General features: G+C 68.3%; 10 protein-coding genes. 5 read left to right on the plus strand and 5 right to left on the minus strand.

Annotated features, from left to right (window positions below):
* The first annotated feature begins 152 nt into the window (after positions 1-152).
* The gene (locus ACFWPH_RS28945; RefSeq protein WP_378755436.1) at positions 153-1886 is read left to right on the plus strand and encodes a glycosyltransferase family 87 protein; all 1734 of its coding nucleotides are present in this window, start codon (positions 153-155) and stop codon (positions 1884-1886) included.
* Positions 1887-2041: 155 nt separating this feature from the next.
* On the opposite strand, the gene ACFWPH_RS28950 is transcribed toward ACFWPH_RS28945, so the two are convergent.
* Positions 2042-3601: a TerD family protein gene (locus ACFWPH_RS28950; RefSeq protein ID WP_378755340.1), complete on the minus strand. Its 1560-nt coding sequence runs from the start codon at positions 3599-3601 to the stop codon at positions 2042-2044.
* A 20-nt stretch (positions 3602-3621) separates the two neighbouring features.
* A complete protein-coding gene (locus ACFWPH_RS28955; protein ID WP_378755341.1) occupies positions 3622-4977 on the minus strand; it encodes a TerD family protein in 1356 nt (451 codons plus the stop codon).
* A 235-nt stretch (positions 4978-5212) separates the two neighbouring features.
* Here ACFWPH_RS28955 and ACFWPH_RS28960 point away from each other — a divergent pair, with 235 nt between their 5' ends.
* The 4 genes from ACFWPH_RS28960 (at position 5213) to ACFWPH_RS28975 (ending at position 8422) form a co-directional block, all read left to right on the plus strand.
* On the plus strand, positions 5213-5836 hold the full coding sequence (locus ACFWPH_RS28960) for an AIM24 family protein (RefSeq protein ID WP_280414738.1): 624 nt from the start codon (positions 5213-5215) through the stop codon (positions 5834-5836).
* Positions 5837-5839: 3 nt separating this feature from the next.
* Positions 5840-6538 (plus strand): AIM24 family protein, encoded by a 699-nt coding sequence (locus ACFWPH_RS28965; protein ID WP_378755342.1) that lies wholly within the window; start codon positions 5840-5842, stop codon positions 6536-6538.
* Between the two features lie 73 nt (positions 6539-6611).
* Positions 6612-7373: an AIM24 family protein gene (locus ACFWPH_RS28970; RefSeq protein ID WP_280460025.1), complete on the plus strand. Its 762-nt coding sequence runs from the start codon at positions 6612-6614 to the stop codon at positions 7371-7373.
* Between the two features lie 83 nt (positions 7374-7456).
* The gene (locus tag ACFWPH_RS28975; RefSeq protein ID WP_378755343.1) at positions 7457-8422 is read left to right on the plus strand and encodes a DUF389 domain-containing protein; all 966 of its coding nucleotides are present in this window, start codon (positions 7457-7459) and stop codon (positions 8420-8422) included.
* A 189-nt stretch (positions 8423-8611) separates the two neighbouring features.
* Here ACFWPH_RS28975 and ACFWPH_RS28980 read toward each other — a convergent pair whose 3' ends face one another.
* The 3 genes from ACFWPH_RS28980 to ACFWPH_RS28990 are packed head-to-tail and all read right to left on the minus strand — an operon-like array spanning position 8612 to position 13425.
* Positions 8612-9457, minus strand: a complete 846-nt coding sequence (locus ACFWPH_RS28980; RefSeq protein ID WP_378755344.1) for an HAD family hydrolase — start codon at positions 9455-9457, stop codon at positions 8612-8614.
* Positions 9458-12214: a phosphoribosyltransferase gene (locus ACFWPH_RS28985; protein WP_378755345.1), complete on the minus strand. Its 2757-nt coding sequence runs from the start codon at positions 12212-12214 to the stop codon at positions 9458-9460.
* Positions 12211-13425, minus strand: coding sequence for an HpcH/HpaI aldolase/citrate lyase family protein (locus ACFWPH_RS28990; protein ID WP_378755346.1), 1215 nt, complete (start codon positions 13423-13425; stop codon positions 12211-12213). Before ACFWPH_RS28990 ends, ACFWPH_RS28985 begins: the two co-directional genes overlap by 4 nt.
* Between the last annotated feature and the right edge of the window lie 9 nt (positions 13426-13434).

Genomic DNA, 13434 nt, shown 5'->3' on the forward strand with positions numbered 1-13434 from the left:
TCCGGGCCGGACCCCGTCAACAGGTAACCTCGGGTGCCGTGAGCGAGCAGCGACTGGTGGGTGGGCCGGACGACGGGCACGAGCCCGGAAACGGACCGACCCACCGGGATACCGGCCGCGGGTACGATTCGCCCGCACCGCTCGCCCCTGACCTGCGGTCGGCCGACGCGCGCGATAAACCGAGCCGCAACGATTCGATGGCCGCCCAACTGTGCACGGTGGTGGGCGGTCCGGTCGGCGATCACGCACTCATCGGGCGTGCCCGTTTCTGGACTCCCGTGCGGGTGCTGCTGGCGTTCACGGTGATCTTCCTGGCCTTCGGCTGGTTCGCCAAAGCCGGCTGTATCCAGCAAACCGGAACTCCCGGCGGCGGGCTTTCACTCGACTGGAACGACGGCCGCCAGTACACCGCCATGTGCTACTCCGATACCGTCCCGCTGTACGGCGCCGAACGGCTCAACGAGGGCGCCTTCCCGTACAAGAAGTACTGGGTGGAGGAGGCCCCGGGCGGCGGTACCGAGATCCGGCATATGGAGTATCCGGTGCTTTCCGGGCTGTACCAGTACGTCTCGATGCTGGTGGCCAAAACCTGGGACGCAAGCCCACTGCCGGGCGCCCTGCAGGTGGTGCTGTACTTCAACGTGGTCGCGCTGGGTTTGTCGATGGCCTGGCTGGCGACCATCTGGGCGACCGGGCTGCTCGCCGGGCGCCGGATCTGGGATGTCGCGCTGATGGCGTGTTCGCCCCTGGTGATCGTGCACGCCTTCACCAATTTCGATTTCCTTGCGACAGCCTTCGCCGCCGGCGGTCTGCTGGCGTGGGCCCGGCGCCGGCCCCTGCTGGCGGGTGTCCTACTGGGTTTGGGCGGGGCGGCGAAACTGTACCCGCTGCTGCTGCTGGGCCCGATCCTGGTGCTGTGCCTGCGCGCCGACCCCATGCAGCGCACGCCCCGCGGTCAGCTGTCGATGCGGTTGCGCGATGTGCGCGACGCGGATTCCCTGGGCACCTGGCTGGCCGAAATTCCGGCGCGGACCCGGCTGCTCGGTACCCGCCCGCTGGGTGCCGCCGGTTTGACCACCGGTGGCGCGCTGGCGACCTGGGGTCTGGTGAACCTGCCGATCGCGGTGTTGTACCCGGACGGCTGGCGGGAGTTCTTCCGGCTCAACACCACCCGCCACGCCGACCCGGATTCGCTCTACAACGTGGTGATGTCGTTCACCGACTGGAACGGTTTCGACGGTGTGCTGCGCCACGGTGAAGCACCGGCCATCCTGAACATGGTGTCGTTGCTGCTGTTCGCGACCGCCTGCCTGGGTATCGCCTATATCGGTCTCACCGCACCCCGCCGCCCCCGTCTGGCGCAGTTGTGTTTCCTGGTGATCGCGGCCTTCCTGCTGACCAACAAGGTGTGGAGCCCGCAGTACTCGTTGTGGCTCGTGCCGATCGCCGTGCTGGCGTTCCCGCATCGCCGCCTGCTGCTGACCTGGATGACGATCGACGCCCTGGTCTGGGTGCCGCGCATGTTCTACTACCTCGGTGTCGACCGGAAGGGTCTGCCCGAGCAGTGGTTCACCGGCACCGTCCTGCTGCGCGACCTCGCGGTGATCGGATTGTGCGTGCTGATCATCCGCCAGATCTACCGCCCGGACGAGGACCTGGTACGCCGCGACTACCTGGACGACCCCGTCGGCGGTGTGGTCGACCGCGCCCCCGACCCCCTGCTGCCCTGGCTCCCGCAGTTCCTGCGCCCCAGAATCTCCCTGGACACCCATTGGACCGGCGCCGTCGCAGCGACCCGGCGAACGCGCCGAGGAACGCCGGCCGAACCGCAGCCGGTATCCCCCGCACGCCCGCTCGAGACCCGGCCACCCGCGCGCCTGGGCTGATCCGAAACCGCGCACCTCGATCAGGCGCGGCGGGAACTCGACGTTCTCGATCCGCACACCGATCGACCCCGGCGAAACCAGTAGTGGTGCCGGGCCGGCGAGGCCTGGAACGGTCTCGGCCCGCCGGACCTCGCGCACGCCGGCGTGCCGAAAACTCAGCTCGCGCGCAGAATCCTCGCCTGTTGTTCCGGTTCGTGCGGGAGCATGTCCAGGTCCAACTGCCAGGCGTTGTTGGTCCACGGATCGAACAGCGGGGTTCCGGCAGCGGTGGGCAGATGCCGGCAGGCCCGCGACAGTGTGGCCACCATGTTGTCGTGGGAGACGGTTTCGTCGGCGCCGACGATCACGGTGGACAGTCCGATGAGATCGCCGCGCGCCAGGAGTGCGCCCAGGCGTTGCGCGTCCGCGGGCTGATAGCCGTGCGGGAAGTCCGCCGCCAACAGGATGCGATGTTCGGCCGGCGGTACACCCTGTCCCGAGTTGTAGGCCATTTCGGCGAGTTCGGCGGCGTCCGCGAGTTGTTGCAGCCGTGGCGAGATATCGGCGTGGTCGTTGATCGGGGGTCCCGCCAGTACCGGCGCCAGCATTCCCGTGAAACCGGTGAACGCTCCGGTGAGGTCGATGATGTCGACAATCGTGCGGCGTCCCGGCGCGGCCCGCAGCAGACGGGCCAGCAGCGCGCCGATCACCGGAGCCACCGCGGCCGACGATTCGGTATCCACCCACAGCGGCCGGTTCAGCGGGACCGGAACACAGTACGGAATCCGTAGCGCGCCGCGGTCCAGTGCGTAGAGTTCGCCGAGCCGGATACCGTCGGCGGGGGCCGCCGGGCGATCCCAGGCCGGCGAATTCCACGATGCCAGCGCGGCGGGTAGTACCGCGTCCGCCTCGGCGAGTTCCCGTTGCAGTTGGGCACTGTCGCGCTGATGGCTGTTCTCGGCGGTAGCGGTGAGTTCGTCGTAGCGGCCCTGTGCGGCCGTGCGTTCGGCATCGGCGGCGGGGGTGTTGCGGGTGGCCGGGTCCGAAACCGCCGCGGACAGTTCCTGGTCGAGCCGTTGCGCCGCGTAGTCACGGGCCGATGCGAGGGCAGCGGCCGACCGGGCGGCGTCTTCGAAGATCATCCACAACCGCTCGAGCCCGTGCCCCACCTCCAACGGGGAGCCCTCGGCGGCCGGTGGCGGTGCGGCACCGGAGACGGCCGCGCCGTCGGCAACGGTGGTAGTGGCAGCCGCGGCCGGTACCGCTGTCACATAGTTCTGGGCGCCGTGGGCGTGCAGGAGTTCGGCGATACCACCCGCATAACCCTGCCCCAGCGCACGCAGTTTCCAGCCCGTACCGCGCCGATACAGCTCGAAGCAGATCAGCGCGGTTTCCCCGGCCTGCGGGGTGATCACGAATTCGGCGACCGGCGCATCGTTTTCGGAGAGACTCGCGGTGACCACGCCCGGCGCACCGGGTGCCGAAGCGGTCAACAACACCGCCTGGGCATCGGCGCGCACCTCCGCGGGGGTGACCACCACCGCGGCGGCGGCCTCCTCGATCCGCACACCCGGCGCCGTGGGGCGTTCGGAAACCAGCACATCCGCGGCTGTTTCCACTCGCAGGTCCGCGGCCACCACCAGCGCCGAAACCGTCAGCGGCACCGCCGCGTGCACCTGGAAGCGGGATACACCGCCGTCGAGAGCGATGTTCTGACCCGCCTGCAAGACCTTCATATCCTGTCCCCCGCTACCACTCATACCTGCAGGAACCGGCCCAGCTGCGGAATCGCCTCGCCCGGATGTTTCGCGTTGAAGCCTTCACCGATGGCCTGCATCTTCCAGTCCGCGCCGGCCCGGAACAGTTTGGCCATGGCCATTGCCGTGGTCGGGGTGCCGCCGGTGAGCGAATACCGTGCCAGTTCGGCGTTGTTCGCGCCGTCGATCAACCGGCAGAAGGCATTCTGCACCTGGCCGAAAGTGTGGCCTTTGTAGGAGGTCACGATGAACACCAGGCTGTTGACATGGGCCGGTATGCGCACGAGGTCGACCAGGATCACCTCGTCGTCGCCGGCGCCCTCACCGGTGAGGTTGTCGCCCTGATGACGGATCGAACCGTCCTTCGAGGTGAGCTGACCGTAGTAGGCCACGTCGACGGGGTTCATATCGGCGAACATCACCACCGAGGCATCCAGGTCGATATCCACGGTGCGGCTACCGAACAATCCGCGCTGCTGCACCGGATCCCAGCCCAGGCCCATCTTCACGAAGGTGAGGGCGGCGCCGTCCTCCTTGCGGAGACTGACTCGCTGCCCCTTCTGCAGGCTCACCGGACCGGTTTTGCTCAGGCTGATCTCACCGGCCGGTGGCTGCTGCGGCGGCGCCGGCGGTTGCTGGTGGCCCGGGCCGGGCGGCGGCGGATATCCCCCGCCCTGCGGCGGATAGGACGCGGTGGGCGGCGGCTGCTGGGCCGGATAGGTAGGTGGAGCCTGCGGCGGCGGCGCCGGGGCCTGCGGCGGAGGCATCGGCGCCTGCGGGGGCGCCGGTGCCGCCTGCGGCGGGGGAGCAGGCGCGGCCTGCGGGGGCGCGGCCTGTGTCTGCGCGGCCGAATCGTCCACCGTGACACCGTGGTCGGTGACCAGCGCCGCGAAACCACCGGCGTAGCCCTGGCCGACCGCACGCACCTTCCACGCACCCTGCCGGCGATACAGTTCGAGCGCGATCACGATCGACTCGCTGGCCAGACCGTCGATCCGGTACTCGAACAGCTGGGCGCCGGACTGATCGGAGACATAGGCGACCGGCGGCGCGAACTGTCCGAAATTCGTATTCGGATCGTCGAGGGTGATCACCGCGCGCACCTGCGCGATATCGGCGGGTACCGCGGCGAGGTTCACCACCAGCGCGGCCGGCTGCCCGGCCGGGCCCGGACGCAGGTCCACACCGGGGCCGCTGGGCTGGTTGTAGAACACGAAATCTGCGTCGGACCGGACTTTGCCCTGCTCGGTGACCAATAGTGCGGACAGATCGGCCGGGGCGGCCAATTGAATCGAAATCACCACGTCATTAGTGGCCAGTGGACCGTTCTGGCCTTTGGCGAGTGTTGCGGACAAGTCAGACCCTTCGCTTGTCGGTGCGTGTACGTGCCACTCTACGAGATACGCGCCCACCGCAAATATCGTTAACAACGGCGCGGGCCACTCGAGGCCACCGGCGGACATATCCGGCTCGGCCCGCCGGACCACACGGATGGACGCGATCGAACTGCGGCGATTAGGGTAGCGGCGATGGACGGGCGCCATACGGGAACGGCGCTCGGGGTGGCGACGACGACGGGCGATTCTTTCTATGGCACAACTCTTCGAACAGTCGAAGAAGGTGGTGGAGGCGCGCCTCGCGAACTCCGGCATCCGCGCGATCTCCGGTTCGATGGTCGCCTACGAGGGCGCCGTCCAGTTCAAATCCGCCGGATTCGGCGGCGGTGACGGCGTTCTCGCCGGTATGAAACGCCGCGCCACGGGCGAGAAGCTATCGCTGATGGAATGCGGCGGTAACGGCCGGGTATTCCTGGCGGTCAACGGCCAGTACGTCTCGGTGGTGAACCTGAACAACGAAACCCTGCAGGTCGAATCGCAGCAGTTGCTGGCCTTCGCCGGGAATCTGCGCACCGATGTACGTTTCGCGGGGGTCCGCGGGGCGTCCAGCGGGCAGGGACTGTTCACCACCACGGTGAGCGGCCAGGGACAGGTCGCCCTGCTCTCGGCAGGCGGGCCCCTCATCCACCTCGAGGTTTCCCCGCAGTTCCCGCTGGTGGTGGACCCGGATGCGTTCGTCGCCGCCCGCGGCAACCTCAACCAATCGTTCGTCACCGATGTGTCCTGGCGCTCGATGATGGGGCAGGACGGCGGCGAGGCGTTCTCACTGCGGTGGGACGGGCAGGGCGTGGTCTCGATCCAACCGGCGGAACGGTAGGGCATGTTCGAGCAAATCAATTCCAAGGTCGTCAAGGTCGATATCGGCGCGGCGGGCGGTGTGGTCGCCCGGACCGGCGGGATGCTGTTCTACACCGGCGATGTGTCCTTCGCGCCGCACGAGATTCCGGGTGGCGCCGGTATGGGCGGGGGCGGTGGCCTGGTGCGGATGGCCGGCCGGATGATGGCCGGGGAACATCAGCGCACCATGCTCGCCCAGGGCACGGGGCAGGTGCATTACGGATTCGCCGGGCTCGAGGTTCATATCGTGCCGATCCAGCCGGGTGCGATGCTGCAGGTCGAAGCGTCGCGGCTGCTGGCCTATACAGCGGGATTGCAGACCTCGGTGGTTTCGGTCGGGAGCTCCGGTGGCGGCGGTGGCGGCGGCGGCATCATGGGCGCGCTGCGCGGCGCGGCTTCCGGCGCCCTCACGGGCCAGGGCATGTTCACCACCCAGCTCTCCGGGCACGGCAGCGCGGTGTTGCTGGCCCACGGTGGCTATCTCGAAATGCCGATCGGCGGACCCAATCCGGTGGTGGTCGACCCGCAGGCGTTCATCGCCTCCTACGGGAACGTGCAAACCGAGCTGAAAGCCGCGGTGAGCTGGCGGGATGCCGTGGGGCGCGGGTCCGGTGAGGCCATGCAGCTGCAGTGCGCCGGACAAGGCGTCGTCTACGTCCAGGCGTCGGAGGAGAAACTGTGAGAGAGCTTGCGAGCGAACAATCAGCACAGCGCGCATCGCGCACGACGGAGCCGAGCGCCGGCGAGGTGCAGTCGTGAGCGAGATCCTCAACCCGATGACTCTCGGGGAAAGCGACAATATCCCCGGCAACAGCTACGCCTACTGCATCGACCTGAACAAACCCTGGTTCATGCGCAAGGGCGCGATGATCGCCTACTACGGCCAGATGCGGTTCCAGGCACTCACCCATGGGCTGCAGGGCCAGCTGATGCATATGGTGGCGCATCAGTTCTCGGCCCCGCTGTTCACCGGGGACTATGTGGTCGCCGAAGGACAGGGCAAACTGCTGATCGGCGACCGCGGTTACGACATCAACTCCTACGATCTCGACGACGGCAACCTCACCATCCGGGCCGCGAATCTGCTCGCCTTCGAACCGGGGTTATCGCTGAACCAGTCGATCGTCCCCGGTTTCCTGACCCTCATCGGCACCGGCAAGTTCCTGGCCTCATCGAACGGCCCGGTGATCTTCGCCGAACCGCCGCTGCGGGTGGATCCGGAATCGCTGGTGGGCTGGGCCGACTGCCCGTCGCCGAGCCATCACTACGACCAGCGGTGGGTTTCCGGTTTCTTGTCGGCGGGCGCGGCCGCCTTCGGCGTGAACTCCGGGGAGGAACGCCAGTTCGATTTCACCGGCGCCGGAACGGTGCTGATCCAGTCGAGCGAGAAGGTGCTCAGCGACTCCGCCCTGATCCGCACCATCGAAGGACAGTTGCAGAGTGGGATCACGGTGCCCGGCCTGCAACGGTTGCAGGGTGTTATCGCGCAGCAACTGGCGGGTCAGCAGGGGCACTGACCCGGGGCTCGAACGGCAACACACCCCTGGTGTCCGGTTCGTCCGCGTAGGCAAAGCCGGTCCGACCGGGCAGACTTGGCCCCATGCTGCATCTGCGGGTGATGTCACCGGCCGGCCTGACCGACGAGGTGCTGGCCGTTCTCGAATCCGACGACGCCGTAAGCGGTTTGGCGGTGCTGCGCGGTAGTGCGATTCGCCCGGCCGGCGATGTGATCCTGGCGGATCTGGCCCGGGAAGCCGCCAACGATATCGTCGAACGGCTGCGCGCCACCGGCCTGCACCATCACGGCAGTATCGAATTGGAGCCGGTGCGCACCTGGATGTCGCTGTCGGGATATCTGGCCGAGCTCCGCACCCCGGGCTACAGCGCGGACTCGGTGGTGTGGGCCGATGTGACACAGCGGTCCTACGAGGAAACCGAACTCAACTGGACCTACCTGAGTTTCATGACCCTGGCGACCATCCTCGCCAGTATCGCGATCGTCGTGGATTCGCAGATCCTGGTGATCGGCGCCATGGTGCTGGGCCCGGAGTTCGGTGCGATCGCCGCGCTGGGCGTGGCGCTGGTCCGGCGCCGCCCGGCCCTGCTCGGCCGCGCGGTCGCCACGCTGCTGGCCGGATTCGTCGCGGCCATCTTCCTCGCCTTCACCGCCGCCGTGGGCGCGCGGCTGCTGGGCTGGATCACCGTCGATGTGGTCACCGGGGAGCGACCGGAGACGGCGTTCATCTACACCCCCGACAAGTGGTCGTTCGTGGTCGCGCTCATTGCGGCGGCGGCCGGGGTGCTCTCGCTGACCTCGGCCAAATCCGGTGCCCTCGTCGGCGTTTTCATCTCGGTGACGACAGTGCCCGCCGCCGGGAATATCGCGCTCGGCCTCGCCTTCGGAGCCGGAACCGCGATCTGGGGCAGCGCATTGCAGCTGGTGGTGAACCTGGCGGGGATGGCGCTGGCCGGCTGGGCGACACTGGCGCTACAGGACGTGGTCTGGTCGCGGGTCGCGTTGCGCCGGGCCCGTACCGAAGCGCGGGCGCGGCGCCGGATGCTCTGACGGGTTGGTAACACCCGAGACCCCAGCAGTCCGTACGCCCGCCGTGGACGCCTCCGACGGGCCGATGTGCGTCCGATGTGCGTCCGAGGGGGCTGTAAGGTCGGCGCCCGTTCGGCCTCCCAACGCGCGGCCCTCCTTGGTCGCCGCCCGGTCCTCGCCCGGCCGCACCTGGTGCACGTCGCTGGGGATCTAAGCAGTGGGTTCGGCGACCCGGCCGGGCAGCGCGGCGGTGAACCAGTCGACGATCTCCTCGCCGGCCAGGATTCCGGTGGCGGAGGTGACACTGATACCTGGGTGGGCCCAGCCGAGTTCTTCGAGTTCACCGTGCCGCGGCCGGATCCCCCGATCGGCGGCCATCAGCATTTCCGCATCCAGGGCGCCGTCGCCGGCGGCAAGTGTCGGCGCCACCGGGTCGAGGCGGCCGGTCGCGATGAGCCGGTCGCGGACCTCGGCCACCGCCCGGCTCTTGCACACCGCCATCGGCATGGTGTAGATCTTGCGACCCTGCCGCGACGCCGACCAGCCGCGCGGCCGGCACCAGCTGTCCCATTCGGCCAGGAAATCGGGCGGGGTGACGGCGAGATCGACCACCAGATAGCAGAACAGGTCGTCGGCCTCGCGGTATTTGAGCACCCACGAATCGTCGATCCGAGCGCGCAGGGCGGCACCGATCTCGGCGAGACCGGCACCCCCCGCCCGGACCGCGGTATCGACCGACCGACGCCACCGGATGTCGGGCGACCCGTCCACCAGTATGTTTCCGCCGTTGGTGGTGACGGCGAACGGCCACGGGGCCCCCGGGAACCGGATCCGGTCGAACTGCGCGATGGTGCGGGTGGTCGTGGGTAACACGGCCGCCGTGGCCGCCAGCTCGGTCATCGCGCCGGCGGCGGTGACAGTCATATAGGAGAGTGGGTCGCCGTCGAGATGTTCCACACAGACCGTTTCGGGTTCGGTCGCGCCGAAGGCATTACGCGAGTAGATCATCGTGCGATCCAGATCGGTCGCCACCAGCACCGGTTTCGGAGACATCATCTACCGCCGCACATCCTTGATCAGTCCCATACACGAATAGGCCAGCTCCGGTACGACCTCCACCGGTACCTCACGCGCCTGCGCGAGCAGCCGGATATGCGCGTGTTCGGTGGCGTCGGGCTCGCGCACCAGAACCCGCCACGGCACCCGGCGCAGCAGCACCCGGGTCGTCTCCCCGACACCGGGTTTCACGAAGTTCACGCTGTCGATGCCGTATTCGGCGCGGACCCGCTCCACCGATGCCCAGCCCGCCCAGGTCGGCGTCCGGTCGGCGGTCCGCAGGCGACCGACCTGCTCGGTTACCCGGTCGCGAACCGTATCGAAGGCGGCGGTGACAGTATCGACGAGGCGGCCGGAGACATCGTCGGCGGCGAGATCGGCATAGAACTTCGCCCCGTGGAAATCCTCCGGGCCGATGAGGTCGCGGTTGAGTACCGTGCGCGAAACCAGGCCGGAGACCGTGGAATTGAGGCAGGCCGAGGCGATGAGGAAATCGTCGCGGGTGCCGTAGGTGCGCACACAGTGGCCGGGGTCGGCCAGTACCGCGAGGTCGGCGTCGAACCGTGCCCCACCGGCGGCGTGATAGGCCGCCGATGCCTCGGCGAGTTCCTTGGCGATCGCGCCCTTGCCGGTCCAGCCGTCGACGAACACCACATCGGCCGGGTTGTGCCGACCGGCCAGGTAATCCAGTGCGACAGTATCGATTCCGCGATCACGCACGATCGAGACCGCGTAATGCGGGATATCCAGACCGGGCCGTGAGCCGTGCCGCGCGGCGAGCCAGCGGCGGATCAGGATGCCGACCGGTGTGCCCGCCCGTGCCAAGGAGGCCAGCACGATCTCGGTACCGCGTTCGGCGACCACGAGTTCGGCGACCGTCCCCACCGCCAACGCCAGCCGCTGCGCACTGTCGGCCAGGACCTGATCGAACAACTCGCGGTAGGCGGCGTCGGGCTGGTACTCGATCGGCAGAGATTCGGCATAGTGCGCGACACCGGCCTGGATCCGCTGTTCGCGATAGGCGAGATCGGCCTCCAGTTCGGCGTCGGACAGATCCTTCAGCAGCCACGCCACATCACCACGGGCATAAGAACCGAACTCAGGACCGTAGAGCGGCCGTGAGCCACCAGCCGGCACGGAACGTGCAGATATCTCTGCCGCCGAACGCGAAGACACGGCCGCGGCCGACCGCGAGTACACCTCCGAATCCGGTCGTGCGATCACCTCCGAACCCGGCCGCGCGGACACCGGCGCTTCCGGCCGCGAGGGCATCTGCGCTTCCGGCTGCGCGGACACATCCGATTCCGGCCGCACAGACGCCCACACCTCCGCCCGCGCGGGCACACCCGGATCCGGCCGCGCAGACGCCGCCTGCTCTGCGCGAGAAGGTACCGACAGTTGCGGGCGAGCCGACGCAGCCGAACCCTGCACCCCGGTGTCCCTGAACCGGGCCGCTTCGAGGGCTACCGGATCGGCTCCCGGCACCACCGCAACCAACACATCCGACCCCGCCGCGGTGAGTACGTCCACGAGCCCACCGGGCGCATAGAGCTGCGCGCTGTCGCCCGGAGTATCGACCACGAACACCAGTACCGGATCGGCTCCGGCCGCCGGAGTGTCCGGCCAGCAGGCGTTGTACAGGAACCGCGGCTGCTCCTCGCCGGGTTCCGGTGCCTGGAACCGGAACCCGCGGCGCAGCGGGTAACCCGGTTCGTCCAGAACGTAGGCGGGTGAACGCGTCGTCGTCTGATACCGCACCGGAATCCCGGAATCGGCCAGCGTCACCGCCAGGCACAGCGGCAGATACATCAGCTCTTCGTGCGCGAGCACGACCACCCGCCGGCCCGGGTATTCGGTGACCAGCTGATCCCGCAGCATTTTCGCCGCGGCGGCGCCGGCCTGTTCGAACGCCGGCCGGTCGGTGCGCAGGAAACCGTGCCGGCCACCGTCGGGCACATCCTGTGGCCAGGGCAGGTCCAGCCGGGTGGAATCGCCCCGCGCGGCGGCGACCGGGTTGAGTTCGGCCTCCGGCAGATCCAGTACCGCACCGACCAGCCCGTCCGGCAGCACCGCACTACCGGTGGCGAGGCAGACCGTATCGATACGTGCCCCCAGTTCCGCCGCGACCCGGGCGAACCTGGCCCGATCGGCCTCGGTACGCATATCGACCAGCGCCGCCAGCACATAGTGGGTCCGCGGCGCGAATTCGTGCAGTGCCGCAATCGCGTCCAGTGCGGTGTTGCCGGTGGAGATCTCGTCGTCCACCAGCACCAGCGGCAGACCGGCGGTGAAAATATCGCCGGGCATCGGTTGCAGCAGATGTGAGGTGGCATGCGAATGCCCCTCCTCGAAACCCGTCAGGGTCCGCGCTCCCGGTACCGCCCGGCGGGTCGAATGCAGGTAGCAGGCGGCATCGATCCGGGTCGCCACACAGTGCCCCAGACCGGTCGCGGTCTCGGCGAACCCCAGTGCGACCGCGTCCTGTTCGCCGAGTACGCCGCGCACCAGATCCCCGAGCCGGTCGCCCGCATCCCGCACGACCAGCGGATCGGTAGGCAGGTGTTTACCCAGCACCGTGGAAACCAGCAGATGCGCCCGCCGCGGATTCTTGCGCAGCCCCGGCTGCAGCAGATCGGTGATCACCGGCCGCGCGGGTAGGGCGTCCGGCCGGTCGCTGTGGCGGAAACATTCGCGATGGAGCAGTTCGATTCCGAGTGTGCGGGTGGCCCAATAGCTTTCCAGCCCTGACTCGCTCATGCTGTGACCAGCGCGGATAGCAGGTCCACGAAGGACACCCCTTTCTTCGCGACCCCGAATACGCGGGCCCGGGCGAGTGTGTGCCGGGCCCAGCTGCGGTGTGGCCGCATCTCGTTCATCTTGTTCCGGTACCCGGACGCGGCGACCCCGCCTACCTCCACCTGAAGGATGTCCAGGGCATCGGTGTACTCCTCGTGCGTCACCACCGACAGGGCGTGCACGGCCGCCACATGCGAGGGATGGATAACCGTTTTGCCCTGGATTCCGTTGGCGCGGTCCAGCGTTATCTCGCGCAGCAGGCCGTCGAGGTCGCGGCTCACCAGGTAGCTGCGGAACGGCACCGCATCGGATTCCTCGAACGGTGCGGTACGCAGCAGCGGCCGGAACATCCGCTCGTGATCGGCGAAGTACTCCCATACCGGCCCGGTGATCACGAAACCCGTACCGTCCGTCCGGCCCAGGTAGTTGACGATATCGGCGATGACATCGGCGATCACCCGCACGTCGTAGATGGTGAGGTCGCGGTCGCGGCGGATACCGAAGGTCGCGCACATATCGGTGGCCCCGATCCGGACCGCCAGAATCCGTTCGCGGTGCTCGGCCAGCAACGCGGCGATCTGGGTCAGTTCGGAATCCCGGGTCTGCCGGTGCACCAGCGCCGCGGACTCCAGGACGGGCATACCGTACAGCGGCCGCTCGGGGCGCACGGCAGCAGCGGTCCTCAGCGCCGCCAGGTATTTCGGCGCCGAAGCGCTGTCGAACTTGGGGAAGACGAACCCGGTGAGCACATCGGCCCCGGGCCCCAGCCGTTCGAGGATTTCGGGCACCGTATCGGCGTCGCGTACCCGGACGAACAGCAACGGGCTCGGATCCCGGTGGCCGGCGAGCTCGTCCAGGGTCCGCACGGTCTGCTCTTTGGCGGCGGCGAGCTCGTGATCGGCGACCGCGTCCTCGAGGTCGATCACCATCGAACACACCCCGCGTTCGGCCCGTCGCACGATCGTCGCGGTCAGGTCATCGCGGGTTGCCGGAACGTACAGGGTGGCGCCCAGTGCCAGCGCCAGCATCTCCCGGTCGGCATGGTCGTCGAACGGTTCGGGTTGCCGATGGAACAGGGCCCGCGCATCGGGGCCCTGCAACTGCCGGAAATGCCGGCGCGGTACCCGTTTGTGCAGGGACACTTCCTGCCGAACGGCCATGGCTGCGGTCATCGATCCCCC

Source organism: Nocardia sp. NPDC058499 (assembly GCF_042719915.1).
Taxonomy (GTDB): domain Bacteria; phylum Actinomycetota; class Actinomycetes; order Mycobacteriales; family Mycobacteriaceae; genus Nocardia.